The organism is Streptomyces sp. bgisy027 (genome assembly GCF_057710365.1).
This window is the reverse complement of record NZ_JBYIVZ010000029.1, coordinates 1-22,108: the sequence shown is the minus strand read 5'-3', so window position 1 is coordinate 22,108 and position 22,108 is coordinate 1. Positions and strand designations below refer to the sequence as shown.

The 22,108-nt window shown below is 70.9% G+C and carries 17 protein-coding genes, 1 tRNA gene and 2 pseudogenes; 10 read left to right on the top strand and 10 right to left on the bottom strand.

Annotated elements, in window-relative coordinates:
• Positions 1–33 precede the first annotated feature (33 nt).
• Positions 34–1,716 carry an IclR family transcriptional regulator domain-containing protein gene (locus AC3ETA_RS27540; RefSeq protein WP_432195595.1) on the top strand — a complete coding sequence of 561 codons (1,683 nt, stop codon included), beginning with the start codon at positions 34–36 and terminating at the stop codon, positions 1,714–1,716.
• Between the two features lie 248 nt (positions 1,717–1,964).
• On the opposite strand, the gene AC3ETA_RS27535 is transcribed toward AC3ETA_RS27540, so the two are convergent.
• Positions 1,965–2,552 carry an NADPH-dependent FMN reductase gene (locus tag AC3ETA_RS27535; protein ID WP_432195594.1) on the bottom strand — a complete coding sequence of 196 codons (588 nt, stop codon included), beginning with the start codon at positions 2,550–2,552 and terminating at the stop codon, positions 1,965–1,967.
• A gap of 244 nt (positions 2,553–2,796) precedes the next feature.
• Here AC3ETA_RS27535 and AC3ETA_RS27530 point away from each other — a divergent pair.
• Positions 2,797–2,872 (top strand) — tRNA-Arg (locus AC3ETA_RS27530).
• A gap of 68 nt (positions 2,873–2,940) precedes the next feature.
• On the opposite strand, the pseudogene AC3ETA_RS27525 reads toward AC3ETA_RS27530, so the two are convergent.
• The 3 genes and pseudogenes from AC3ETA_RS27525 to AC3ETA_RS27515 all read right to left on the bottom strand — a co-directional run.
• Positions 2,941–3,243, bottom strand: a pseudogene (locus tag AC3ETA_RS27525) (tyrosine-type recombinase/integrase); the annotation flags it as partial.
• Positions 3,244–3,256: 13 nt separating this feature from the next.
• Positions 3,257–3,481 carry a hypothetical protein gene (locus AC3ETA_RS27520; protein ID WP_432195593.1) on the bottom strand — a complete coding sequence of 75 codons (225 nt, stop codon included), beginning with the start codon at positions 3,479–3,481 and terminating at the stop codon, positions 3,257–3,259.
• The gene (locus AC3ETA_RS27515) at positions 3,478–3,669 is read right to left on the bottom strand and encodes a hypothetical protein (protein ID WP_432195592.1); all 192 of its coding nucleotides are present in this window, start codon (positions 3,667–3,669) and stop codon (positions 3,478–3,480) included. Before AC3ETA_RS27515 ends, AC3ETA_RS27520 begins: the two co-directional genes overlap by 4 nt.
• Before the next feature lie 277 nt (positions 3,670–3,946).
• Between AC3ETA_RS27515 and AC3ETA_RS27510 the strand changes: the two genes are divergently transcribed.
• Both AC3ETA_RS27510 and AC3ETA_RS27505 read left to right on the top strand, forming a co-directional pair.
• The gene (locus tag AC3ETA_RS27510) at positions 3,947–4,651 is read left to right on the top strand and encodes a GntR family transcriptional regulator (RefSeq protein WP_432195679.1); all 705 of its coding nucleotides are present in this window, start codon (positions 3,947–3,949) and stop codon (positions 4,649–4,651) included.
• 99 nt (positions 4,652–4,750) lie between these two features.
• Complete coding sequence (locus AC3ETA_RS27505; RefSeq protein WP_432195591.1) at positions 4,751–5,011, top strand: cold-shock protein; 261 nt, start codon at positions 4,751–4,753, stop codon at positions 5,009–5,011.
• A 396-nt stretch (positions 5,012–5,407) separates the two neighbouring features.
• Here AC3ETA_RS27505 and AC3ETA_RS27500 read toward each other — a convergent pair whose 3' ends face one another.
• Together AC3ETA_RS27500 and AC3ETA_RS27495 are read right to left on the bottom strand one after the other, a co-directional pair.
• Positions 5,408–8,797, bottom strand: a complete 3,390-nt coding sequence (locus tag AC3ETA_RS27500) for a HelD family protein (protein ID WP_432195590.1) — start codon at positions 8,795–8,797, stop codon at positions 5,408–5,410.
• A 100-nt stretch (positions 8,798–8,897) separates the two neighbouring features.
• The gene (locus tag AC3ETA_RS27495) at positions 8,898–9,269 is read right to left on the bottom strand and encodes a hypothetical protein (protein ID WP_432195589.1); all 372 of its coding nucleotides are present in this window, start codon (positions 9,267–9,269) and stop codon (positions 8,898–8,900) included.
• 95 nt (positions 9,270–9,364) lie between these two features.
• On the opposite strand from AC3ETA_RS27495, the pseudogene AC3ETA_RS27490 reads away from it, so the two are divergent.
• Positions 9,365–9,817: pseudogene (locus tag AC3ETA_RS27490) on the top strand (tetratricopeptide repeat protein); the annotation flags it as partial.
• Here the strand turns inward: AC3ETA_RS27490 and AC3ETA_RS27485 are convergent.
• Entirely contained in the window at positions 9,812–11,428 is a 1,617-nt protein-coding gene (locus tag AC3ETA_RS27485; protein WP_432195588.1) for a PH domain-containing protein, read from the bottom strand. The pseudogene AC3ETA_RS27490 and the gene AC3ETA_RS27485 sit on opposite strands and share 6 nt — an antisense overlap.
• A 626-nt stretch (positions 11,429–12,054) precedes the next feature.
• Between AC3ETA_RS27485 and AC3ETA_RS27480 the strand changes: the two genes are divergently transcribed.
• From AC3ETA_RS27480 to AC3ETA_RS27465, 4 genes are all read left to right on the top strand, one after another.
• Positions 12,055–12,501 (top strand): hypothetical protein, encoded by a 447-nt coding sequence (locus AC3ETA_RS27480; RefSeq protein WP_432195587.1) that lies wholly within the window; start codon positions 12,055–12,057, stop codon positions 12,499–12,501.
• Between the two features lie 308 nt (positions 12,502–12,809).
• Positions 12,810–13,790, top strand: a complete 981-nt coding sequence (locus AC3ETA_RS27475; protein WP_432195586.1) for a hypothetical protein — start codon at positions 12,810–12,812, stop codon at positions 13,788–13,790.
• A gap of 63 nt (positions 13,791–13,853) precedes the next feature.
• The gene (locus tag AC3ETA_RS27470; protein ID WP_432195585.1) at positions 13,854–15,917 is read left to right on the top strand and encodes an ATP-binding protein; all 2,064 of its coding nucleotides are present in this window, start codon (positions 13,854–13,856) and stop codon (positions 15,915–15,917) included.
• A gap of 5 nt (positions 15,918–15,922) precedes the next feature.
• Positions 15,923–17,554, top strand: coding sequence for an ABC transporter substrate-binding protein (locus tag AC3ETA_RS27465; protein ID WP_432195584.1), 1,632 nt, complete (start codon positions 15,923–15,925; stop codon positions 17,552–17,554).
• A 576-nt stretch (positions 17,555–18,130) separates the two neighbouring features.
• Here AC3ETA_RS27465 and AC3ETA_RS27460 read toward each other — a convergent pair.
• Both AC3ETA_RS27460 and AC3ETA_RS27455 read right to left on the bottom strand, forming a co-directional pair.
• The gene (locus tag AC3ETA_RS27460; RefSeq protein WP_432195583.1) at positions 18,131–18,445 is read right to left on the bottom strand and encodes a hypothetical protein; all 315 of its coding nucleotides are present in this window, start codon (positions 18,443–18,445) and stop codon (positions 18,131–18,133) included.
• The gene (locus AC3ETA_RS27455; RefSeq protein WP_432195582.1) at positions 18,442–20,157 is read right to left on the bottom strand and encodes an MFS transporter; all 1,716 of its coding nucleotides are present in this window, start codon (positions 20,155–20,157) and stop codon (positions 18,442–18,444) included. Before AC3ETA_RS27455 ends, AC3ETA_RS27460 begins: the two co-directional genes overlap by 4 nt.
• 68 nt (positions 20,158–20,225) lie before the next feature.
• Between AC3ETA_RS27455 and AC3ETA_RS27450 the strand changes: the two genes are divergently transcribed.
• The gene (locus AC3ETA_RS27450) at positions 20,226–20,717 is read left to right on the top strand and encodes a MarR family winged helix-turn-helix transcriptional regulator (protein WP_432195581.1); all 492 of its coding nucleotides are present in this window, start codon (positions 20,226–20,228) and stop codon (positions 20,715–20,717) included.
• Between the two features lie 67 nt (positions 20,718–20,784).
• On the opposite strand, the gene AC3ETA_RS27445 is transcribed toward AC3ETA_RS27450, so the two are convergent.
• The gene (locus AC3ETA_RS27445) at positions 20,785–21,921 is read right to left on the bottom strand and encodes an alpha/beta hydrolase family protein (RefSeq protein ID WP_432195580.1); all 1,137 of its coding nucleotides are present in this window, start codon (positions 21,919–21,921) and stop codon (positions 20,785–20,787) included.
• Positions 21,922–22,108 lie beyond the last annotated feature (187 nt).

Here is a 22,108-nt window from a genome sequence, read left to right as displayed (position 1 = left end):
TTGAGGCTGCCGCGAACGCCGTACGGAGAGCCGATGCCCGCGAAGACGACCCTGGACGACGACCGTGCCGTGCCCGCGGAGGCGGTCACGCCGCTGATCCGGGGTGTGACGGTACTGCGGCGGCTGACCGAGGCCGGCGGGACGCTGAGCGCGAGCGGCCTGGAGCGCGGCACCGGCCTGGCGCGCTCGACGGTGGACCGGATCACGTCCACGCTCGCGCGCATGGGATACGTCCGCCTCGACGGCCGCGACATCATGCTGGCCCCGCGCGTGATGGAACTCGGCAACGCCTACCTGGCGGCCCTGGCCCTGCCCTCCCTCCTCGCCTCGCACGCGGACGCGCTCGCCGACGAGCTCGACGAGTCCGTGTCCCTGGCGGTCGCCGACCGCGACGGCATCCGGTTCATCCACCAGGCGACCCGCCGCCGCGCGATGTCCCTCAGCTTCCGCATCGGCGACCTCCTCCCGGCCGAACGCACCTCGCCGGGCCCGCTGTTCGCGACGGAATGGACGGACGAGCGGTGGCGGGCGTGGCGCGAGCGCAGGGCGGCGGACCCGGACGACCGCGGCTTCCCGGCCGCGCCGTGGCAGTCGCACACGTCCTCCGACGAGGACTTCGAACGCCGGGCGGCGCGGGCGCGCAAGGACGGCTGGGCGCTGGACGACCAGTTGATCGAACCGGGGCTGGTCGCGGTGTCCGTACCGGTACGGGATCCACGGGCGGGCGGCCGTATCGCCTGCGTGGCGAACGTCGTGAGCCACACCAGCCGGCACACCGCCGCCGACCTGCGCGACACGCTCCTGCCCCGCCTGCGGACGGCGGTGGCGGACATGGAGCGGGAGCTGCGCGAGGCGCCGGAGCCGCGCCCCGCGACCGCTCCGGCGGGCCTCGCGACCTGGACCGGCGCCTCCAAACAGGAACTGGGCAGGGAGTTCGTCGAGTCGCTGGCGCGCGGGCTGACCGTACTGACCGCGTTCGGGGAGGGCAGGGCGGAGCTGACCCTCACGGACGTGGCGAACGCGACGGGGCTGGCGCGGGCGACGGCCCGACGCGCGCTGATCACTTACGAACACCTGGGGCTGGTACGCCCGTCGGGCACCCGCGCCTTCTCCCTGACCCCCCGGGTCCTGTCCCTCGGCTACCCGCCTCTGTCCCGCACGTCCCTGGCCCAGATCGCGACCCCGCACCTGGCCGAACTCGCCGACCGGGTCCACGAGTCGGCGTCCCTGGCGGTGCTGACGCCGTCGGCCGAGGAGATCCAGTACATCGCCCGGGCCGCCACCAGCCGCGTGATGAGCGTCAACATCACGATCGGCACGCGACTGCCGGCGTACGCGACGTCGATGGGCCGGGTACTGCTCGCGGATCTCCCGGACGCCGACGGCCAGTTGACCGCGGCCCTGCACGACCTGCGCCCCCTGACGCCGCGCACCATCACCGACCCCGCGACCCTGGAGACGACCCTTTCCCACGTCCGCACTCACGGATACGCCCTGGTCGACGAGGAACTCGAAGCGGGCCTGCGCTCAGTGGCAGTCCCGGTCCGCGACCGCACGGGCCGAGTGGTCGCGGCCCTGAACGTGGCCATGCATGCGGCGCGACGATCGATGGCGGAGTGCGTACGGGAGGTGCTGCCCGAGCTGCTGGAGACGGCAGGGCGGGTGGAGGGGGATCTTCGGGTGGCGGGGCGGTTCGGTGGGGTGGGGGTGGGGTGACGGGGTTGGGCTGACGCCGGGCGGAGGGCGACAGGGCCGAGGGCGACAGGGCGAGGGCGACACGGCGAGAGCGACAGGGCGAGAGCGACACGACGAGAGCGACGGCGACACTGCGAGGGCGTGCAGAGACGTGGCTTCGCACAGGCCCGCGAGGCCGGATGGGACGGTGGCTGCCGAGAAGGCGGATGGGACGGTGAACGCCGTCGGATGCGGAAGCCCTGGTGAGTCACCGCATGCCACCCGCCGCCTCAGCCGTCGTACGGCCTGACGGCGCGGCCCTCGCGCAGGGTGAGCCCCCACCAGGCGAGCTGGTCCAGCAGCACGGAGGCGGCCTTGGCGGTGCCGTCCTGATCATGGGGATGCCCGTCCTCGTCGAACTGCTCCCAGGCCATGTGAAAGCTGACCGTGTCGCGCAGGGTGACGGCGTGCAGCTCGGCGAAGACCTGACGCAGCTGCTCGACGGCGCGCTGACCGCCGGCCATGCCGCCGTAGGAGACGAAGCCGACGGGCTTGGCCCGCCACTCCCGGTAGACGTAGTCGATGGCGAGCTTGAGCGAGGCCGGGTACCCGTGGTTGTACTCGGGCGTGACGACGACGAACCCGTCGAGCCCACCGATGCGCTCGGCGAGGGTCGGAGCGTCACCGGACCCGTCGGACCGCTCCAGGGTGAGCTTGAGCTCGGAGGCGAGGTCGGGCTCGGACAGATCGATGACATGCGTCTCCATGTCCTCCCGCCGCCCGATCTCCGACAGGAACCACCGGGAAACCCGATCGGCGAACCGCCCGGGCCGAACACTGCCTACGAGTACGCCGATCTTGAGCGGGGACGCGGACATGGGTGTACCTCGATTCCGGGATGACGGTCAGGGGTGATCGCGGGGCTCCTGTGATCCGACCCCGCAGAAGCAACGTAAAATCTCAAGTTTGCTTGAGGTCAAGCGGCCCCAGCCGCGACGGGCACGCCACGGCGACCACCCCTCCTCCCCCTCCACCCCCGAAGATCACCAAGCCCCTCACCGATCACCGACAACCAAGGCGAACCCCGAGGAACGAATCCGCTACGCTGTCAGGGCACCTTCCGCCTTCGTAGCTCAGGGGATAGAGCACCGCTCTCCTAAAGCGGGTGTCGCAGGTTCGAATCCTGCCGGGGGCACCAGCGCAAAGGCCCCGGACCGATCATGGTCCGGGGCCTTTGACATCCACTTCTGACATCAACGCGGGCGGTCACCCGCGATCGGGGCGCCTCTTCCTGAGCAGCCGGTCCATGTGGCTCATGGCCTCGCGCTGCGTGTCCTGCACGACGTGCGTGTAGACATCCATCGTGATGCTGATCTGCGAGTGGCCCAGGATCTCCATCACGACACGGGGTGCGACTCCGGCGGCCGTGAGGAGGGTCGCGGTTCCGTGGCGGGCGTCGTGGAGACGGATGACGCGGAGGCCGGCGGATTCGGTGACGCGCGTGAATGAGCGGTAGAGGTTGCGCGGCTCGACGGGACGGCCGGTGCGGGTGGCGAAGACGTAGTCCGAGGCACTGTTCCGGTCACCGTCCCCTCAGGGTGCGCAGGACGGCGAGGCGGGTCCACGTGTGGATGGTGAGGAGTTCCCCTGACTCGAAGATGAGTTGCTTCGCACCCTGTGGGAGTTGGAACAGCTCCCGCACCCGGCAGGCTCGGCCCCCGAGGTCGATGATGTCGCCGCGCTGCACTGTGGTCGAGGTGACTTCGATGTTGACGACCAGGGCGTCGCCTGGAACTCGTCCCTTCACCGGGCCACCGCCTCGGAGTCGGAGCGGTCGCGCTCCGAGTGGCACGGACAGCCGCACGCCTCGTAGATCACCGGCACGTCGGCCGGCGCCGTGGCCGGAGAAGACTCCGCGCACACGAGGTGCGTACCGATGCAGCAGGCAGCGGAGCGGTAGGCGTAAGCAGGGTCGTCCATGGGGCGTGGCGGCATCAGCGGACCCCTACGAGCGTCGACCAGGCATCGCCCGACAGATGGGGAGCGACGACCACAGGCCGCCGCGACGCCCGCACCCGTGCCTCCCAAGCCAGTACATAGGGACGGACCAGGGCAACGTCCTCGCCCTTGAGGGGCCGCTGGTGGTCCGGGACTGCGGGGGCCCAGCCGAGCACGATGGTCGAGGGGTCGGTAGCCGTAGGAGAAGCGACAGAGGGCGGTAAACGGCGGCGGGGCCTGCCCTTCGGGAGGGGCCGCACTCTGGTGACAGCGCATCGCGGAGCGCGTATGGGAGCCGGGCGACCGACTGCCCTCCCGGGCCCAGATCGGCCAGGAGTACGGCGTGGGCGAGAACGTGGTCCGCAGGGCTCAGGAGTTGCTGATCTCTCAGGGGGTACTGGAGGGGCGGGCCGGTTCAGGCAGGTACGTCGCCGAGCCGCGGCAGCGAGTGCGGGTCGGGCGATCGTCGGCGCGGGAGCAGCCCAGCGGATCGCCGTCCCGGGCCGACATGAACGCCGTTGGCCGACAGGGCGATTGGGAGAGCCGAACGGCCGCCAAGGTGCCGGCGCCTGCCGAAATCGCAGCGCGACTCGGGATCACCGAGGGCGAGTTGTGCGTCCGGACGACGTACGAGTTCCTGGCGGACGGCAAGCCCGTTCAACTGTCCGCGAGTTGGGAGCCGTACGACCTCACCGCGGGCTCTCTCGTCGTCCTCCCCGAGGGCGGACCCCACGCCGGGGCCGGAGTCGTGAACCGCATGGCCGCAATCGGCGTCACCGTCAGCCACGCCGTGGAGCAGCCGGAGCCGCGAATGGCGACCGCCGAGGAGGCATCGCTGCTCGGCATCCAGAAGGCCGCGTTGGTCACCCACATCCGGCGGACCTACTACAGCGACCAGGGCAGGCCGGTCGAGACGGCCGACATCGTCGTGCCCGCCGCCCACTGCGAGATCGTCTACGAGATCCCGATTAACCGGTAATCGCGCACCCCCACAGCGCGGCCCTTGACGCCATCCACTCCGTGGGGTCACCCTCTGTCGAGCCTTTTCGATCTTGTGGGATTAGTAAGGGGAGGGCAGATGAGTCGCCGTAAGGAGACCCGGAAGGTCACCGCGGCCGTGACCGCGACTGTGCGTGAGTGGCGTGACGAGGAGGGTTGGGGTGTCCTTGACTCGCCCGAGACTCCAGGAGGGTGCTTCGGCCATTACTCCGACATTCAAGCGCCCGGCTTTCGCACGCTGTCACCAGGGCAGCAAGTCGATCTCGTCTGGGAGGCGCCCGGCTTCAAGCAGGACGGGTACGACTACCGCGCGGTGAGCATCGTGCCCAGGCGCGTCTGACATCCACGGCTGACATCAACGAGGCCGGACGGCGGCATACAGCAGCACCCTCGGGGTGACCGTCGGACCGGCCGTCGACGGCTCCAGGGGCGGGCGCGGATCGAACTCCTAAAACGGGTGTCGCAGGTTCGAATCCTGCCGGGGGCACAACGCTTTACCGCTCTGACTTGGGGTTTCTCCCCCAGGGAGGGCTCCTGCTCGGCCTCGGACTCCTCGTCCGGGGCCGTTTGCGTGAGCGGACGGAGAGTTGATCGCCCGAAGTCTCTCCAGCAGATAAGCGTCATCCGGCACGGGCTCCGGCCCGGTCTTCTCCGGGCCATCGGGCTCTGGCTCCGCTTCGGGCACCCAAGGAGCGCACGAGCGGGCACGGAAGAATCGCGCTTCTGTCGAAAGTGGTTACGCTTCTCCGGAGCCCAGGGCGGTTTCCGCGTCGTGGCCGCCCCAACTGTCGGGGGTGCGCCACAGGACCTGAACCCCGAACACACCGAACACGGTGTCGGCCGACCAGTCCTCGGCGGGCGGTTCGCAGAGCACCAGGTAGAGGCGGTCGGCAGGAGCGGGCAGGGTGTGGTTGATCTCCAGGAGGCGGGTGGCTCCCGCGCGGAGGTCGGCGTAGGTGGAGCGGCCGGCACCGAGGACCTCGTAGAGGAAGTGGCCGTCGTCCGCGATCCGGCTGACGTCGACGACCGGGGAGTCGGTCGGCTGCAAGTCCTCCCAGAGCAGGGCGGCCTTGAGAGCATGCCGTACCGCCTCGTGCTTTCTGCACGTGCGGTCGGCGGTCGCCGCGCTCTGCAGTGAGTCCAGAAGCTCCTGCGCTGGCGCGGGCGTGGCGGGCAGGTCTTCGGCGGGGGTCACGGGCTCGGTTTCCTTCTGCTCGGGCTGCTGTTCGGCGGTGGAGGGTGCGTCGTCGGTTTCGGGTTCGTCCGTGGCGACCCGGCGCTGGAGGGCCTCCCGGGCTTCGTGCAGGGCCTGGGCCCAGCCGGCGCGTGCCAGGTCCGTCTGGAGGGGGTTCAGGTCCAGTTCGCCGTCCTTGAGCGTGCGGTTGGTGTGCGCCGCGAGGTCGCGCAGGAGGCTGAGGCGGTGCTTGTCCGGGGATCCGAGCACGCGACGCACGTCCACCCAGTCCGCCTGGTCGCGGCGGAGGACGCGGTTGGCCATGCCCTTGAGCTCGGACAGACGGTCACGGGCGTTCTCCGGAACGGTTCCGTCACCGTTGGTCAGTTCGTCGAGAACGCTGAGCGCCGCCAGGTAGCGTTCCGCCATTCTCGGCGAGATGGGCTGGCGGCCACGCTGGTCCGCGGTGAGCAGGCAGTGGTTCGTCTCGTGAGCGAACACCCAGCAGTCCAGTACCGCGCCGGGACGCGGGGGGACCGAGCCGTGGCGGACGGTCAGGACCAGAGGGACGTCGATCGCGGGCGACAGGGCCTTGACCCGGTACCGGCCACCGGGTGCCCGGCCGGTCACGCGGACTCGGACGTCCGTACCGATGTCGGGGACGTCAGCGTCTGCCATGCCTGGTTCGCCTTCGGTGGGTGCTGGTTCGGTACTGCTGCCGTCGGTGTTCGTGAGGGCCTCCGGGAGCGGGGGCGTGTGCAGGACGGTCAGGCTCTGGGTGCTGCGGGTGAGCGCGACGTACAGCTGGCGCAGTCCGGCCGGGCCTCGGTCGGCGATGGTGGCGGGTTCGACGACGAGGACGTGGTCGTACTCCATGCCCTTGGCCTGGGCGGCAGCCAGCACGGACACCGCCTCGCGTCCCTGTTCGGTGATGCCCTCGGCCAGGTCCAGCTGGCGGCTGATCTCGTCGAGCCAGCCGGAGTCGTCGGGGACGATGACCGCCACGGAGCGCAGGGTGTGTCCGTCGCTGGTGCCGATGAGGCGGGTGGCTTCCGTCACAGTGTCGTCGAGCAGCTTCCACGGCTCGGTTGCGACCGTCCGTACAGCGTCCTCGCCCGCCGCACGCACGGCCTGCGGGTACGGCAGCGTGGGGGCGACGGTACGGGCCAGGGGGGCGACGAACTCCATGATTTCGGCGGGCACGCGGTAGCTGGTGTTCAGCTCGGCCACGCGCCAGTCGCCGTGGTCGGACAGGAGGGTGCCGAGGCGGTCCCAGTCGGTGTGGGTGTGGGGGCCGGTGGCCTGGGCGAGGTCACCGAGGATGGTCATGGAGCCCTGCGCGGCGGAGCGCCGGCGCAGGGAGCGGGCCTGCATGGGTGTCAGGTCCTGTGCCTCGTCGACCACGATGTGCCCGTACCGCTGCGGGGTCTCCCCGGTGATGAGATACCGGAGTTCTTCGAGGCAGACCCGGTCGTCGAGCGTCCAGGGATCGGCGTCGGCCGTGTCGGCCCGAGGGCGACGCAGAGCGGCCTGCTCTGAGGCGTCGAGAATGCCCTCGGCGCAGGTGCGCAGGAGGTCTTCCGAGTCGTAGAGGGTGCGGAGGGCTTCCCTGGCGCCGGGCGAAGGCCAGACACGTTCGATGAGGCGCTCGACCTGACGGTTGCGTTCCAGGTCGCGGCGGATAGTGTCGTCGCGGCTGCGGCGAGGGGCGACGGCGACGAGTTCCCGCAGCAGGCGGTCGACGAGCAGCCCGCGGAAGCGGTCGCGGCGCTCACGGTAGGAGCCGTCGCCTTGGCGCACGTCTTCGAGGAGCGACAGCATTTCGGAGCGCGGGACACGCAGGGTCGTGCTGCCGACGGTGACGGTGAGCTCAGGCTTGGCCCCCTCGTAAGAGGCAGTGGCGGTGAACTCGTCGACGGCCTCGGGACGGCACTCGATCTCGACGCGCCGCCGCAGGACGGCCGCCATACGCTCGTCGGACTTCACCACCCGCGCCTGGGGGGTGTCGGTGCCGAGGACCTCGCCGTCCCACAGACGGGTCACCTGCACGGCGTTGACGTTCCGGGTGCCGAGCGTGGGCAGCACCTGGCTCACGTAGTCCAGGAACCGCTGATGGGGGCCGACGACGAGGACGTCCTGGGCTTTGAAGTGGCCGTTGTTGACGAGCCAGGTCACGCGGTGCAGACCGACCGCCGACTTGCCGGTACCCGGGCCGCCCTGCACCACGAGGATGTCCGAGGGCGAGCCGGTGACCAGGGCCATCTGGTCGCGGCGGATGGTCTCGACGATGTCCCGCATGCTGCCGCTGCGCGAGCGCTGAAGCTCACGCAGGAGGAAGTCGTCGGGCTGCAGCGGCTTCTGGCGCTGGACGCGGGCGATGTCGGCGGGCGTCGGGACGGGCGGGCTCGGTGCTCCCTCCTTCTGCGTGACGGTGGCCGGCTCCGCGGGCTGGGCCTCCCGCTGGGCGTCGTCTGCTCCCGGCCGTGGCTGCGGGACGGGGGCGGTGGCAGTGATCTCGTCGAAGTAGTCCTCGACGACGCGCTGTACACAGCGCAGTCGCCGCCGCAGGAGCACCTCGCCCGGGGCATCGGGCAGCGCCTCGAACCACTTCTTGGCCAGCCGACTGGTCCACAGTACGACGATGGTGTCGCGGGTACGGACGTCGGAAACGGCACGTCGGCCGACGTACCAGGTCTTCGGCCCCCTGCCGGGCTCGTCCTCGTCCGGTGCGTCGACGCGGCCGATGACCAGCGACTCGTTGCCGAGTCCGTCGTATGCCGCGGCCCGCTCCTCGGCCACGATCCGGTTGGCGACGCTGTCCTTGCCGCTTGCGGAGGCCATGGCGACCGAGCCCCCGGTCATTTCGGCCAGCCGCGCGGCATAGCAGTCGTAGGCGCGGTCCACCGCCTTCTGCTCGAGGACGATGATCTCTTCGCGCGTGGTGGTGCCCATGTACATGTCCCCTCCCCTTGCAGCACCCCGGAGGACGCTGCGACGGGCATACGCCCGGCCCCGTCGAAATAACTATCAGAGACCTGCTGGTAACAAACAGTCAGATGGTCAACGTCCCGACCAGCTCGCCGACCTCCGTCCGCCAGGCGCGAACCTGGTCGTGCGTGGGGCCGATCTCGTACTGGTGGTAGTGGCATCCCAGGCAGAGGTGCGCCCAGACGGCGTTGGTGCGGCGAGCGGTCTCCGCCGCGGTGCAGCAGTGGAGGCACAGCATCTTGGCCCGCATCGTGGTGTCGGCGAGCCCTGGCACCGCGGCGTCGAGCACGCGGTCGATGGAGAGCTCCAGGGCGGTCCGCAGAGCGAGGGAGGCTCCGCGGTGCCGGCCGGCGGCCGTGGCACCCGTACGGGCGGCAAGCAGCTGATCTGCCGTCAGCAGGAGCTCCTCGACCGAGGTGGTGGGAGTGCTCCTCACCCAGTCACCCCCGGCTTGCGCACCTTCTGCGGCATGGTCTCGATGTCGTCCACGAAGCGGTGGAGGTCGGGGATCTGCGCTCCCCTGGTGTGGCGCGCCGCCAGCGAGCGGCGATCCGCCTCCTCGGCGGCGACTACCGGGCCGCCCTGCCCGAGTTCGACGCCCTCGCCGACGCCTACGCCCGTATCGCCGGGCCCAACGGCGAGCAGGCCCGCGCCTGCCGCGCCCAGGCGGCCCGCTGCCGCGCCGGACTCGGCCAGGTCACCGACGCGCTCGCCGCGCTCCAGGGCGTGCTGAACGTCGTGCGGGCCGTCGACAGCGATGTGAGCGAGGAAGCCGTGGAGCTGCGGCACAACATCGGGATGCTGCTGCTCGCCCAGGGCCGGACCGCCGAGGCGCGGCAGGTCCTCGAACCACTCCACCAGGACATGTGCATGGTGTTCGGCCCGGAGGACGAGATGACCGTCGAGATCGCCGAGGCGCTCGCCGTGATCCGCCTCGACCTCGGCGGTCGGAGTGGGCCGCCCCCTGGGATGCAGCGGTCATAGGTCGGGGCGTGTGACGTTCGCGGGCTTTCTCGCCGGGCTCAGCGCCTGGATGATGCGGGCCAGGTCGGCCGGGGCGGCCGTGAGGTGGACCGGTCGGCCCGCGTCGTCGAGTTCGGCGATCTGCCAGCTTCTGGGGACGCCGTCACCGTCGCCGCCGCGGGGGAGCCGTATGTCCTTGACGGTGAGCCGCTCCACTGGAATCCGCTTCGCCGCGAACCGGCCCGGGCCGGGGTGGGGTGTGACGGCGGGCGGGCCGCCGCCGAGGACGACGTGGGTACCGAAGTTGTTCGGGTTGTAGTCGGTGGACTCCAGGAAGCGGGCGGACAGGAAGACCTCCTCGTCCCCGTCGGAGGACTCCGGGGAAGTTCGGGGCACCGCGGCCCTCCGGGGCGTACGGATGCGGGTCGCGCGCCAGGCCCAGGTGAACAGGCCCAGCGTGGCCAGGGAGCCCGCGACCGCCCAGGTGAGGTCCCAGGGGGAGGCCGGCGGGTTCGTGGGGTGGAGGTAGCAGAGCGGCAGCAGCCACAGGGCCGTGGCGACCAGGGCGCCCGCGAACGGAAGCGCCGACGGCAGGACCTCGTCGGCGGGCTGCCGGCGGCCGCGTCGGCGCAGCACTACCAAGGAGGCGGGGTAGCCTGCGGCCAGGGCGCACCCGGCGGCGATGACGGCGACCTCTCCGCCGCTGTTGAAGTGCTCGCGCCAGACGTGGTGTTCCCCGGTGACCTCCCTCACCCCGCCGCGCCAGACGGTGAGTTCGACGCGGTCGCCGGGCCGGAATCCCCGGGCGCCCTCCTGCGAGACCGAGAGCCGCTCCAGCGGCCGGCTCTCGGCGAAGTACAGCCAACTGCGCTGCCTTCCCTTGCCGACCTCGGCCCGCGTGATCACGGCCGACAAGGTGGTCAGGCACTCTCCGTCAGGCTCTCGGCTTCGCTCGGGCGCGGGGGATCCCGGCCCTTCCGCGGCGGCCGCTTCGGCGGTGCACGGGGCAGCCGACGTCCACGCCTGTTTCACCGACTCGGTGGCCGGCACGAACCAGGCGGCCAGGCCGGCGCCCGCCAGCAGCAGCACGCACAGGGTCAGCGGCACGGCCGTACCGCGTCCGGCGGTGCGCTTCGAGATGACGGCGACGTGGCTCGACTCCGGGCTGCCGTACAGGCGGTGCAGCGCGCGGAGAGCGTCCAGCTTGGCGTCGAAGTCGGGCCGGTCGTCCGAGGACACGGCGGCCGGCAGGGGCAGGCGGCGCGTGGGTCCGCCGCGCAGCACCAGCTCGACCCGGTGGATCTCCTGGCCGTGGCGCCCGTACTGCACGTACACGCGCAGGTCGGCGATGTCGCGCCATGGCACGCTGCGGCGGCGCAGCAGCGTGCGGGAGTGCACTCCGTACGCGTCGGCGCTCATCTGGACGACAGCCCCGTGCAGGCACGCGACGCCCAGCAGCGCGACGAACAGGCCCACGTAGACCCACACGTCCACCAGCCCGTCCCCGTACGCCACGCGCACCACGGCCAGCCCCGTCCCGGCCAGGCTCGCCCCGGCCGCCGCGAGGGCGACGAGCCGCCGCACGGGGCGCTTCAGGTGAGAACGACAGGTCACTTCCCGGACACCGCTCATGAGCGGAATCGTGCCATCGGCGGGGTTGCGCCTGCCTGTGCGGTGTACGGCAGCCTTCCGGCCCGCGACGCTGCCGGGTCGGGCACGTCGTGAGGGGCGCGGAGGAGCGGAACGCGCGCGTACGGCGTCGGGACCATCCCGTAGCCTCCTCGCCCCGCAACCCCGGCGCTGCCCCGTGTGTCCAGCCGTGGCTTCAACGGCCGAGAGCTGTCGAAGAGAGGACTCCCATGCCTGGTCTCAGGTGTGGCTGCGGTGGCGGGCTGACTGCGACCGTCTTGGCACTTGCGGCAGTACCTCAACTCATGATGGCCGAGTACGTCCCGTACGGGGGCCTTCGTCCGGCATGCCGAGAGCACGCACCGGGCACCGCAGGCACCGCAGGCACCGCAGGCACCGCACAGGATGTTCGAAGCACCCCCTGGGAGATCCAGAGCATTTCCCTGCGCCATTTCCCTGCGCCATTTCCCTGCGCCAAGCGCCCTCTGAGAACGGAGGACTCATGCATCGAGGGTGCGGGCGAACTGGATTCCGTGACGGTTGAGGTGGCACCATCAGGGTCGCCGAAACCCGCGAGTGCGAGTCCGTGGCCGACGGCCCACAGCAGCAACTCCTCGAAGGATGTGTCCATGCGGCTGGCCCTGAAGGCGTCGGACCCCGTGCGAACCCGGTCCCTGCGAAGGGTCCTCCTCACACTTCTGGTTGCCGCTGTCGCCGCCGCCCTGGCGATCGGCTGCATCGCGGTTGCCAACGCGGTGAACCAGCCGGAACTCCGGATACGCGGCATCCCCCGCGACGGCGTGCTGAACGCCGCCGAGCTCTCCGAGACCACGCTCACGGTGGACGTCGTCGATCGCAACGACGACGGGACTCTGGCCAATGAGGCGCTGCGCAATGTCGAGGTCAGGCTGAACGGCGAGATCGTCCCCACCCTGTGGGTCGGAGGCCACAGGGTGCTCGATGTGGGGGCGTTGCGGGACGGGGAGTACGAGCTGACAGTGACCGCCGACCCGGGCCTGCTCTCGCGCGAGATCACTCTCAATCGCCGCTTCATCGTGGACACCACCCAGCCCTGACCTCAAGGTCCTGACGCCGTACGCCCTGACGCTCGACCTGGGCATACGCCGCCGGCCCTGCTCGTCGCGAACAGCCTCGGGGAGTTCGTCCCCAGTGAATCGGTCTGTCATCAGGCCTATGGCTCTGGCGGTTTGACGGCTCCCGCCCAGGACCGCCCCATACTGCTCACGCCCAACTCGGGTTTATTCAGTCGGCGTTGTACCTCTGCGTCAGGTGACTCGACCTGATTACCGGAGTGAAAGCAGGGTAGGTGCCGCAGCTGAGCCGTCGGTGCGACGACGAACAGGATCCGTCATTGTCAGCCTCAGTGCCCGCGTTCAGAGACCACGACGACTTCGCCGCGTACGTGGAAAGGTACGGTCCCCGCCTCCTGCTGTGGATCTGGGACAGGGCGGAGGGGGAGTCGGGCCACCAGGTCTCCTGCGCGGAGTTCGGCTCTCTGCAGAGCATTCCCATGAGCGCGGTCCGGGCCATCGTCGGCCATCTCAGCGCCGAGGAGCTGATCAGCTCCCACGGTGGACACGGCACGGACACGGGTGCTCCCGTGGTGACGCTCCGGAGCGCGGGGGCGGAGCGGGCCCGCCGGCTGCAGGCCCTGCGCGCGAACTCGGTCCAGCGGGGCCGTCACGCGGCACGCGCCGTACTGCACTGGATTCACGCCAACCCGCACCGGCAGCCGCTGCGGATCAGCGGATTCCTCGATTCGCCGGACGTCTTCTTCCTCGGTGAACCCCTCTCCCGGAGCGAGGTCGCCCGGGCCCTCACCTATCTGGCCGAGGAGGAACTGATCACCTGTGAGGGGCCGCCGTTCCACAACGACGTCGGCTCACACGTGGCCCTCACCTCGCAGGGGGTGAGCGCCGTGCTCAGCGGCTCCTCCGACATCGTCGCGTACGTGGCACAGCAGCACGAGCGCCGTCGGCCCGCCCAGCACACCCATATAGAGGCCGAGAGAATCGGGCACATCACCCAGGGCGACTCCGACAACAGCGTGCACAACAGCATCGAGGTGCACACCGCGCTGGCACCCGCCGACCTCGCCCGGCTCATCGCGGAGCTGGCACCGGGGCTGAACCTCGAACCGGAGTCCCGCGCAGCCCTGCTGCGCAGCGCGGATGTCCTGGCGCGCGGCGGCAACGGCGACAGCGACGACAGCCCTGGGCCGGACCGGCAACGCGGGCTGATGGAGGGGATGCGGCGCCTGCTGGGGGGCGCCCCCGACACGGTCGGCAGACAGTTCCTGCTGGACGCTGTCGGCCAGGCGCTGGGAAGGCTGCTCGGAAGCTGAGCCACCCGGAGCACACAGCACGACGACGTCACCGGAGACGATGTCAGAACGGGGGAGAGGGCGATGCGGATGCCCTTGTACGCACGGGACTCCATCCTGCGCGCGTTGGTGCCCCGTCTGGTCGGCCTGGCGGCCGACCGACGGCAACTCGTCCCCCAGGAACACCGCGGCGACCTCCCCGTGACGCTGCTGACCGGCCGCCACGGCATGGGCAGGACAGCGGTCCTGGACTGGCTGGAGGAGGCCTACCGCGGGCGCGTTCCGCTCGGCAGGGTCGATGCCGCCCGGATCGAACAGGCGCGGTGGTCCGGTTCCACGGCGGCCAACACGTCGGCCGTGGTCGAGATCCTGGAGCAACTGGTGTGCCGGCTGGCGCCCATGGTCCCGGGTGCCGGACGGCTCCGGTTCTCCCGTCTGCTGCCGGGACTGTTCGCCGTCTCCAGCTGGCACCGCGGCAGCGAGGTCGAACAGGCCCTGGCCCGCGACCGGTTCGCGCGCCTCCTCGTGGCCTGCGGTCTCGAGAAGGGCACGGCCGACGCGGACGGCAGCCAATGGACCTACGACGTCAGCGAGCGCCTCGCCGACCCGGACCGGCGCCGGCACGACCTGGCTCCTGTCACCGAGGCGGTCGTCCAGCAGTACTTCAGCCGGCACACCCGGAGCCGCGCCGAACGGTTTGTGCACCAGTGGTACCGGAGCCGTTTCCCGGGCGCCGAGGACGGTGAGGCCGCCCTGATCCGGCTGAGCCTGCGCTTCCACCAGGGCGGCGACTTCCAGCACGCGGTCGAACACACCCTGATCGCCGCGTTCCTCGAAGACCTCACCGACGCCCACGGCCGGTGGCAGCGGATCAACCGGACACCGCGCCCCCTGGTCCTGCTGGACAACGCGCACACCGCCGCCGGACAGCGCGTGCTCGGTCTGCTGCTCGAACACCGTGCCGCGCCCGAGTCCGCCGCCCGCGACCCGCTGGTCGTCGTCGCGACCCGGCTGGGCGACGGCGCGGACCTCTACCCGGACGCGACGCGCCGCGAGCTGCCCGAGCTGATCCACGCCTCCGGCTGGGAGCGCACCGTCCCCGGCTCGCCTTCGGCGGGACTGCTCGTGATCCCCCTGGCACCGCTGACCCACGACGACCTGTTGCTGATGCTCGACCCGGCCGAGGGCCCACTCCACCACCATCTGCCGTCGGCACTGCACGCCCTGACCCAGGGGCACCCGCAGGGCAGCAGTCTGCTGTGCGAGGCGGTCGTACGCGCCAGTGGACAACACGCCGTCGCACCGGAGGAGTTGCTCGACCTGTCGGCCGAGGAGGGACGACCGGTCGCCGAGGTGCTGCTGGAGCAGCTGATTCCGCAGCCCCAGCTGCGCGCCCATCTGATACCGCTGGCCCTGGCCCGCGACCGGGAGGCCGCACAGGCGCTGGTGCCGGCGTCCGCACCGGCCGGGGGCGGCTTCCCGGGCGCCGGGCTCTCGTCCGCCGTCCAGTACCTGGAGGAGCACTGGACGGCCGGGACGGCCGGCTCCGCCCCCGCCACAGGTTTCGTCTCCGACCCGTTCCTGCGCGCCCTGCTGGTCCATGCGGCCCGTACGACCTCCGCGGCGGCCCCGCCTGGACGGCGCTGGGAGGATCTGCACGCTCTTCTGCGCGAGCACCACGCGGCGCGGGGAGCCGGGCACGAGCCCGACGTGCTCCGGCACAGCCTGGCGACGGGGGGCGCGGATCCGGTGGTGAGCGCGCTGACCGAGTACTTCGGCACCTGGGAGGCGGGCCGCTGGCTGGACACCCTCCGGTACACCGCCGAGGCCCCCCGGCCCCCGTCGGACGGATGGCCCGACGACCGCGCCGAGATCGCCCGCGGTGCCCATGACCACCGCTACGCCGAGACCGACGACGTACGCAGGTCCGTCAACAGGCTGCTGCACACGCTGTGGTACCTCTCCGAGACCTACGCGGAACCCCTGCCCGACCTGTGTGACGACCTCGGCTCCGAGCTGGCGTTCCTGTCGATGCGGCATCCCTCTGGGCGCGCCGTGCTCAACGATGCCGCTCGGACCTGGCCGGCCGCGGCACGCGAGCGAAGGCCCTACCCGAAGTACGGCTCTACCCGAGACGACGAGGAGTGAGGACCGTGCTGAATCGCTTCAGGAACCGTGCTCTGGGACCGGCCGACAAGGCGGTCGTCCTCGCGGTGGGCGTCGTGCTGCTCGCGGCGGTCGCCTTCGTGGTCGTACGGCTGCTGCCCGAGGAGTGCGGCGGCGGCCTGGAGGCGGCCGGGGACGAATGCGTGGGCGTGACCGCCGGAGTGCTCGAGGGCGATCCGGAGCTGGAGGGCCTGATACGCGCCGTGGCGGACGAGAACGCCCGGGTGGAGAAGGGCTGGAAGTCCCCGGAGAACGGGCAGGCCCGCATCCCCTACGTGCGGGTCGCCCTCATGATGCCGTTCACCACCGATGCCACCAGCGCCATGAGCACGGAGCAGATCGCCCGCTCGCTGGCGGGTGCCCACGCCGCCCAGCTGCGGGCCAACGCGCAGGCGGGGCCGCGCTACCAGCTGCTGCTGGCCAACGACGGGAAGGACCTGGACCACTGGGAGCCCGTCGTCGACCGGCTCACCGGGATGACCGACGACGAGGCGCCGCTGGTCGGCGTGTTCGGCATGCCGAGCAGCACTCCGGACACGCTCGCCGCGGCCAGGGCACTCTCCGCTCACCGGATCCCGGCGATCGGCCCCATCCTCACCTCGACCACCATGGAGGCCGGGTACCTCTTCAAGACGTCCCCGTCGAACAAGCTGTTCGCCGAGGCGCTGCGGGAGTACCTCGAGAAGAACCCGGGGAACGGTACGGGCTTCCTCGTGTCGGACCGGCGAGAGCGGGACAGCTACTCCGCCGACCTGCGGGAGGTCTTCCTGGCGCACTTCGGCGAGGAGTACGGGCTGAAGCAGCGGCAGGCGTCCTATCTGGGACTGACCGGCGACGACGAGGGCGTCCCCCAGCGCTTCTCCGACGCCGCCCGGAGCATCTGTCTGACCAAGGCGGACACGGTCTTCTTCGCGGGACGCGATCACGATCTGCCCCACCTGGTGGGCCGGCTGGCGAACGAACCCTCCTGCGACCACGGGAAGCCGGTGCGCATCCTGAAGGTGGGGATCGGCATGGATCCCGAGTCCACCACGACGGACATCACCGAGCAGCTGCGGGAGGCCCGGATCACCCTCGTGGACGCCGCCTCCGTCGACACTCGGTCCTGGGCGGGGAACGAGAAGCTCCCGGCCGGGCCTCGCGGCTTCCTGAAGCAGTTCGAGAAGCTGCGGGCGAAGCTGCGAAACGACCCGGCGCACAAGCAGCCATGGGGGAACAAGCCTCTGGACGACGGCTACGCGGTCATGTACTACGACGCCTTCACCGTGCTCTCCCAGGCCACCGGCCGAGCGTACGACGACATCAACGGCGGCGCGGGGACGGGGAAGGAAGGAGAGGCAGAGACCGGCGGTGCCCCGATCCTGCCGAGTCATGACGACGTCTACAACACCGTTGTCAACATGAACATCCTCGGCACCCAGTCCGGTGCGAGTTGCGTCAACTGCGTACGCGGAGCCAGCGGCACCTTCGGCTTCGACGACTCTCCGGACACCCGCAAATGGGCAGTCTGCAAGCCCGTGCCCGTCATCGAGTACCCGGAACCGGCCTCCGGCGCGAAGACGAAGGCGGCCGGGACCTACCGCAGCTACGAGGACATCTTCAACGGCGCCTGTCCCTGACGGAACCTGGACCGGGGTCAGGCCGGACCGAGCCTCTCGGCGTGCACCTGTCGTGCCGGGACCTGCAGGTCTCGCATGCCGAAGAGCACAGCTCTCGTCCTGACGGGTGGGCCACTGTTCACACGTCGCGTGAGGAGCATGCGGAGCGTGGGCCCGGTCCCTTGACGCCGGAACCGTCGGATCTTGTCCGGGGCCGTTTGCGTGAGCGGGAGGACGTCACCGTCGCGGTGGGCCGGAGGCTCGCGGCCGACCGGCCGTCACCTTGCCCAGCTCGCGATCCGGCGGAGAGGGCTGCTACTCCCCTGGTGCACCCACAGGAGAAAATCAGCCTTCCGCGCTCCAGCACGGCCCGCCATGGGACGCCCCACGGTCGCCGGATGCGTGAGCGGCGCGTGAGCGGACTGCGCAGCAGGAGCCGTCCTGAGCCGGATGGGCCGGTCATGCCGCACGGCGCATGGGGCCGGTCCCCGTGCGGCTCCGGCCCGCGGCGGGTTGAGGGTGACGCCGGATCAGAGTGTGAAGGGCCCCGGATCCGTCGGGGGAACGGCCGGATCCGGGGCCCAGGTGCGGTGGTGGTCAGGGGATCTGACGCAGGCGCGGGACGATCACGTCGCGGACGTGGTCCTGGACGGTCTGCATCGGGATGCGCCGTGCTTCGAGGACCACGGTGTCGTGTGCGGCGGCGTGCTCGCGTACCGGCGGGCGGGACTCCCACTCGACGCCGCTGCCGACCAGGACGGCGATGAACCGGCCGGTGTCCAGCAGGGAGAGGGCCTCCTCGTCACGGGTCACACCGACCGCCTTGAAGCCGCCGGCCTCGATGATGTCGGTGGAGGCGTCGACCAGATGGCGCTCGCGGCCGAGGACCAGGACGTTCTTCTCGTTGCTCATGCCGTCACCTCGGTGGGCTCGGTGGGCTCAGCCGCCTTGCCGGCAGCCCGTGAGTGCTTGGGGAGGGCCAGGAAACCCGCCGCCGCGATCAGCAGGATGCCCGCGTCCAGCAGCAGGACGGTGCGGAAGGCAGAGGAGTGGCTGACCGAGTCGGCGCGGGCGATGGCCGAGCCGAACGCGCCGGCGGCCTTGGGGTCGTCCGTCAGGCAGCTGGCCGGGACCTTGCTCGGGTCGACCGAGTCGGCGCGCTGCTGCACGCAGGTGCGGAAGTCGGCGAGCTGCTCGTCCTGGGAGGTGATGCCGGCACCGCTGAGGGCGGACTTCAGCACCGGGGTGGCCTCGTCGGCGGCGTCGCCGGCCGCGTTGCCGACCTGGGCGAAGAAGACCACGCCGGTCAGCGCCACGCCGAGCGCCATGCCGAGCTGCTGGACGGTGTTCAGCAGGCCGGAGGCGTTGCCCGCCTGCTCGCCGGGGACCTGGCCGAGCAGGAGGTCCAGGGTCGGCGCGACGATGAGGCCGAAGCCGATGCCGGAGACGATGTGCACCGGGATGATCTGCCAGGACGCCAGGCTGTGGCCGTACTGGGCGACCAGGACGGCGAAGGCGACGAAGCCGACCGCGTTGACGATGCCGCCGGCCACCAGCACATTGCGGCCGAACCTGGGGACCAGCTTGTCGGGGGCGTTGCCCGCGCCGATGCCGACGCCGATGGCGAAGGTGGCGGCCGTCAGACCGGCATGCATCGGCGTCCAGCCGAGTCCCTGCTGCAGGAAGAGCGTCCAGACGAAGAAGAACCCGCCGACCGCGATCCAGAACAGGAACCACACGGCCATGCCGATCGAGAACGAACGGGAGCGGAACACCCCGAACTCGACCAGTGCCGAGCCGACTTTGGCGAAGCGGCGCTTCTCGTAGGCGAGGAAGACCGCGAGCAGCACCAGGGCGCCGGCGATCATGCCGTAGATCCAGGTCGGCCAGCCCAGGCGGCGGCCCTCGGTGAGCGGATAGACCAGCAGCACCACGGCGGCGATGGCGAGCGGCATGCCGAGCAGGTCGAGCTTGGGACGCTGCGGGGCGCGGGACTCGCGGATCACCAGGGCGCCGGCGATCAGCGCGGCGATCCCGACCGGGACGTTCACCAGGAAGATCGGGCGCCATTCCCAGCCGAACAGGTCCCACTGCACGACCACGCCGCCGAGGGCGAGGCCGAAGACCGCGGAGGAGCCGGTGACCGCGCCGAAGATGGCGACGGCCTTGCCGCGCTCGCCGGGCGGGAAGACCACGTGCAGGATCGCCAGGATCTGGGTGACCATCAGGCCGGCCGCGGCTCCCTGGAGGAACCGGGAGACGATCAGCATCTCGGGGTTGACCGCGACGCCGCACAGCAGCGAGGCGACCGTGAAGCCGGCCATGCCGATCAGGAAGACGCGCTTGCGTCCGAAGATGTCGCCGAGCCGGCCGCTGAGGATCAGCAGGGCGGCGAAGGAGAGCACGTACGCCGCTATGACCCACTCGATCTGGGCGTAGTCGGCGTGCAGGTCCCGCTGGATGCTCGGGACTGTCACGTTGACGATCGTCGTGTCGACCAGGTCCATGAACCCGGCGATCAGGACGACCGCGAAGGCCATGCGGCGCTTCGGGTCGGGTGCGCCGCCACCCGGAACTTCCTGCGGCGGGGCGGCGGGACTACTTGCGGAGATGTCTTGGGTCACAGAAACCAGTATGCACTTTTAGTGACTATCCCTCAAGGTGATAATTCTCTGGGGGTACTATGGTGAGCGTGAGTACTCAATTGCTGTTCGACCATCCCGCCTGTGTGATGACCCACCTCAGCGCCCACGTGCAGGAGCAGCTCGTCGACGTGCTCGCACCGCTGGGCATCCACCCCCGCCAGTTCGGCCTGCTCAACCTGCTGATCGAGGAGGACGGTCTCAGTCAGCACCAGCTCGCCGGACCCCTGAAGGTGCACCGCAACGTGATGGTCGGCCTGGTCGACGAGCTGGAGCAGCGCGGCCTGGTGGAGCGCCGCCGGCATCCGACCGACCGCCGCGCCCACGCGGTCCATGTGCTCCCGGCCGGCCGCAGCCTGCACGCGGAGGCGGAGACCCTGGTCAACGGCTTCGAGGCCCGGCTGCTCGGCGGGCTGGAGCCGGACGAGGCGCAGACCTTCGTCACGCTGCTCAAGCGGGTCTTCGTACACGCCGGGCTCGACCACGACCTGCACCCCGGACTTCTCGCGTCGTCCGGTGCGGCCCTCGCCGAGGGCCGCTGACAGCAACGGCGGACGCCGGCAAGGGGCCTGCCCTCCGGAATCACCGGCGGGCAGGCCCCTTGTCGGCTCAAGCGCGGTCGGCCAGCCGCCCCGCGACCAGGTCGGCGGTGCGCAGGGTGTAGGAGTTGATCAGGTTGAGGCTGGTGTGCGCCTCCCTGGGGTGCACCTCCAGCGAGTGCCGTCCCGACCACGCCCGGTCGAGGTCGTACAGCCCCTCGACCGGGAAGATGTCGTCCAGCGCGCCGCAGATGCTCAGTACTTCGGTCGCCGGCGCCGGGCCGGGCCCGATCGCCAGTTCGTCGAAGCGCGGCTGCAGGTCGGTGCCGGGCGCTACGTCGAAGGCGAACCGGAAGTTGTCCTTCAGCCGGCGCGGCAGGCCGTCGAACTTGGCGATCGCGGGTCCGCCGCCGAAGTTGACGACGCACCGGAAGTGCTCGCCGAGGTCCCGGGCCACCCGCAGCGCCAGATAGCCGCCGAAGCTGATGCCGGCGAAGGCCAGCCGGTCGGCGGCGATCCCCGGCTCGGTGCGCAGCTTCTGCAGCAGCTCGGCGACCACCCGCTCCATCTCCACCAGCACCGGGGTACGGCCCAGCCGCAGCCCCTGGCCCGGACCCTCGAAGAGCACCGCGGCGATGCCACGCTCCAGGTAGGCCTCGGCCAGCGCCACCATCTCGACCTCGGTGGCGGAGTCCAGGCCGTTGGAGAGCACCACCGCGGGCAGCGGCTCGCCCGATGCGCGCATCGCCTTGGTGCGCAGCACCCAGTAGCCCGCGCCGGTGCCGGGCAGCGACCCTTCGGTGATCTCCAGGTCGGTGCCCGCCAGGCTGCCGAGGAAGCAGTCCCGGATGCGCCCGCGCAGCTGCTGCTTGACGGCCCGGTCGTCGAAGTACTGGAACTCCGCCCAGTGGTAGGCCGCCGCGGCGCCGCGCAGCGCCCGGCTGCGCCCGGCCACCGTGCCGGACTGCTCGGCGAGGACGACGTAGTCCTCGGCCCGGGTCGTCCAGCGGTCGCGCCAGCGGTTCCAGAACCCGGCGGAGGCGAGGTCCAGGTCGTCGGCGGGGAAGCCGTCCAGGGCCGCCGCGATGTCACCCCAGTGCACCTGCGGGGCGTAGCGCGCGTTGAGGAACATCAGCCGCGGGAAGAGGTAGCCGAGCGCACGGTACACATGCTCGGGCACCCGAAGGCGGTCCGTGGTCTCACTCATCGGAGCCGCCCTTCAGCAGTACGACCCGGGCCGGGCCGCAATGGAGACGCCCCGGCACCCGCACACACTCCACCGTCTCCCCCATCAGCACCACCTCCCACCAACACAACCCCCGCCGGGCCGCAACACAGACGCCCCCGCACCCGCACACACACCGCCGCCTCCCCCATCAGCACCACCTCCCACC

Excerpts from the sequence above, each read along its gene's own strand:
- AC3ETA_RS27540 (WP_432195595.1), top strand. The coding sequence starts at position 34 with ATGCCCGCGAAGACGACCCTGGACGACGACCGTGCCGTGCCCGCGGAG.
- AC3ETA_RS27535 (WP_432195594.1), bottom strand. The coding sequence starts at position 2,552 with ATGTCCGCGTCCCCGCTCAAGATCGGCGTACTCGTAGGCAGTGTTCGG.
- AC3ETA_RS27515 (WP_432195592.1), bottom strand. The coding sequence starts at position 3,669 with ATGCCGCCACGCCCCATGGACGACCCTGCTTACGCCTACCGCTCCGCT.
- AC3ETA_RS27505 (WP_432195591.1), top strand. The coding sequence starts at position 4,751 with ATGAGTCGCCGTAAGGAGACCCGGAAGGTCACCGCGGCCGTGACCGCG.
- AC3ETA_RS27500 (WP_432195590.1), bottom strand. The coding sequence starts at position 8,797 with ATGGGCACCACCACGCGCGAAGAGATCATCGTCCTCGAGCAGAAGGCG.
- AC3ETA_RS27485 (WP_432195588.1), bottom strand. The coding sequence starts at position 11,428 with ATGAGCGGTGTCCGGGAAGTGACCTGTCGTTCTCACCTGAAGCGCCCC.
- AC3ETA_RS27480 (WP_432195587.1), top strand. The coding sequence starts at position 12,055 with ATGCGGCTGGCCCTGAAGGCGTCGGACCCCGTGCGAACCCGGTCCCTG.
- AC3ETA_RS27470 (WP_432195585.1), top strand. The coding sequence starts at position 13,854 with ATGCGGATGCCCTTGTACGCACGGGACTCCATCCTGCGCGCGTTGGTG.
- AC3ETA_RS27460 (WP_432195583.1), bottom strand. The coding sequence starts at position 18,445 with ATGAGCAACGAGAAGAACGTCCTGGTCCTCGGCCGCGAGCGCCATCTG.
- AC3ETA_RS27445 (WP_432195580.1), bottom strand. The coding sequence starts at position 21,921 with ATGAGTGAGACCACGGACCGCCTTCGGGTGCCCGAGCATGTGTACCGT.